The sequence below is a fragment of the Arthrobacter sp. 05N429 genome, from assembly GCF_056397045.1.
The window spans coordinates 1-2,964 of the sequence record NZ_JBFTMQ010000027.1 but is presented as its reverse complement, the minus strand read 5'-3'; the positions used below and the strand labels follow the sequence as shown (position 1 = coordinate 2,964).

The window sequence follows — 2,964 nt, the reverse complement described above, 5'->3', positions numbered from 1 at the left end:
GCCCGGTCCCATTCCGAACCCGGAAGCTAAGACCCACAGCGCCGATGGTACTGCACCCGGGAGGGTGTGGGAGAGTAGGTCACCGCCGGAACATCATTACACGGTCGAGAGCCCCAACCACAGGTTGGGGCTCTCCCGCATTTAACCCCGCAAACCACAACCAGGACACCCGTTTAGCGGGGGAACTTCCGGCTGTGAGTCCAGGCCAGGAGCTCGAGGACGAGCCCTCCGCCAACCGCAGCCACGAGGGCTGCCCGCAACAAATCCGCGGGCGGCAAGGCCAGATGGAAGAACTCCTGGGCCAACGGCAGGTTGAGCAGGATGACGAGGCTGGCGCACATCGCCAACACCACCGCCAACTTCCTTGCGTCGAGCGGTCGGGAGACCACCGTGAGTATCCATAACCCGAGCACAGACAGGGTAAGGACCGATGCGGACTGCAGCGACTCCGGCCCGGCGTCGGTAGCTGCGCTGGAAGTCGCGTACAGGTTCAACCCCAGCAGTGCACTCGTGACGATGAGCCCGGCGGGGATCGCGAAGGACAGGGACCGGCGCAGGAACCCCGGCCGGTAGCGGCGGGTATTGGCCATCAGGGCCAGGAAGAAGGAGGGGATGCCGATCGTCAGGCCATCGGTGAAGGACAGCTGGCGGGGCAGGAACGGAAACTGCAGGTTGAGGAGCCCGAAGCTGACTGCGATCGCGATCGAATAGGCCGTCTTGCTGAGGAACAGCTTGGACACCCGCTCGATGTTGGCAATCACCCGACGGCCCTCCGCGACCACCCCGGGCAGCCGGTCGAAGCGTCCGTCCAGCAGCACCAGCCGGGCCACGGCCTTCGTGGCAGGGGCGGCCGAGTTCATGGCTATGCCAAGGTCGGCCTCCTTCAGCGCCAGCACGTCGTTGACGCCGTCGCCTGTCATTGCGACCGTATGCCCCCGGCGCTGAAGTGCTGCCACCATGTCCTTCTTCTGGTGCGGACTCACGCGGCCGAAGACCGTGTTATCGCCCATGACCTCTTCAAGAAGTTGGGGGTCTGCGGGGAGTTTCCGGGCATCGTAGCCATCGCCGATGTCCAGGCCCACGCTGCGTGCAATCGCCGCGACGGTCCGGGGGTCGTCCCCCGAGATGATCTTCAGCTCAACGCCCTCATCGCGGAAGTAGTTGAGTGTTTGCCGGGCATCGGGGCGGATCTGTTCCCGGAACGTGAGCACAACTACAGGATTCACTTCTGCCGGCAGCGTCGGGTCGTTGACGGTGATGGTGGTGCCGTCTGCGTAGGCGAGCAAGACTGTCCGCAGCCCGGAGGCGGCGAGCCGGCCGGCCCTGTCCAGTACGGCGCCCGTCGCCGTACCCGTTCCAGCGCCGCCAGTCCTGGCACCAAGAACTACTTCAGGGGCGCCGAGGATCCAGGAGCCCCGGCGTGGACCTCCGCCGTCGAACGTCACGGAGCTCCACTTCCGGGCGGAAGAGAACGGAACCGATGAGACCGCCGGCGTGCCGCCGTCGTGCTCAAAATCCGACTCAAGGCAACGCGACGTGGCGTTTGCCTCCGGATCCGCGGCGAACCACCCCAACGCGTGCTCCCAGCCGGGTTCGGCCGGTTCGGCCAGCTCATGCACGCCGTCAAAGATGATTCGGCCTTCGGTGAGGGTCCCGGTTTTGTCCAGGCAGAGGACATCGACGCGGGCCAGGCCCTCGACAGCGGCCAGCTCCTGGACGAGAACCTTGTTCCCGGCCAGCCGGACCCCGCCTACGGCGAAAGCCACGCTCGAGAGCAGGACCAGCCCCAGCGGAATCATGGCGATGACGCTCGCAATCACTCCCACCATGGCGGATGTCCAGGCACCGCTCGCGATGGCTTCCTCCCAGCCGCCCCTGGACTGCATCTCGCCGTTGGCAACGATGAGCGCGACCGGCAGCAGCGCCCAGGTGAGCCAGCGCAGGATCCGGTTGAGGCTGTTGCGGATCTCCGAGTTCACCAGCGAGAACCGTTTCGCGTCAGCGGCGAGCCTGCTCGAAAAGGATTCAGCGCCCACCCGGACCACCCGGGCGGTGCCCCGGCCGGCGACAATGATCGAGCCGGAGAGCACCTCAGCCCCCGCATCCTTATCCACGGGATCCGACTCCCCGGTGAGGAGGGATTCATCGGACTCCAGTCCTCCGCTCTCAAGGACGGAGGCATCGGCCGTGACCTGGTCGCCGGCCCGCAGGACCAGGACGTCGTCAAGCACGACGTCGGCGGTCGGGATCTCCTGCACGGACCCGTCACGCAGGACCCGGGCAAGCGGGGCCTCGAGGACGGCGAGGCGGTCCAGGGACCGCTTGGCGCGGTACTCCTGCACAACGCCGATGACGGCGTTGCCGACAGCCGCCAAGCCAAAGAGCGCATCCTGCCAGCTGCCCAGCAGGAGCAGGAAGATAAAGCTCGTGCCGACAATCGCGTTGAACAGAGTCAGCACGTTGGCGCGGACGATCTCCCAAAGGCTCCGGCTGGTTGCGTCCGGCACGCGGTTGTCCAGGCCGCTGCTCATCCGGGAGGCGACGTCGCCACGGGACAGGCCGGCGGCGGCAGGTCCGGACACGCGCCGATGAACCACCTCTGGTCTATGACGCCGGTGTTCTGCCATCACCTCCTGATCGTAACGGGAGGCGCTGCGGAATGCAGGTGATGCAGCCCACAGGGGTGACTTTCCGGGGTTTGTGGATGCAGCAGGACCCCGGAGGCGATGATTTCCGTGTGGTGGCGGGGTTTTTGGGGGTGTGGGTGGGGTGGTGTGGGTGGATTTGTGTGGGGTGCTGGGGGCGTGTATTGTTGTTCGAGTCGCCGCCGCTGATGCGGAAAGATAGCGACCGACCCCCTTCTGAACAGCCTGAAAAATGGTTCGCTGATTAGCGTGCCGGATTAGGGTGGGGTTCCTGCTGGTGGAGTTGTGAGTCGCGGAAACGCTGATTTGCTTTGGCTCC

Annotated in this window: 1 protein-coding gene and 1 rRNA gene; one reads left to right on the top strand and one right to left on the bottom strand. The window is 65.7% G+C overall.

Annotation, left to right across the window (positions count from 1 at the left end; all coding sequences use genetic code 11):
• Positions 1-91: ribosomal RNA gene (gene rrf, locus AC1DF4_RS19080) — 5S ribosomal RNA — on the top strand; the annotation flags it as partial.
• Between the two features lie 82 nt (positions 92-173).
• On the opposite strand, the gene AC1DF4_RS19075 is transcribed toward rrf, so the two are convergent.
• A complete protein-coding gene (locus AC1DF4_RS19075; RefSeq protein WP_476914344.1) occupies positions 174-2,627 on the bottom strand; it encodes an HAD-IC family P-type ATPase in 2,454 nt (817 codons plus the stop codon).
• Positions 2,628-2,964 lie beyond the last annotated feature (337 nt).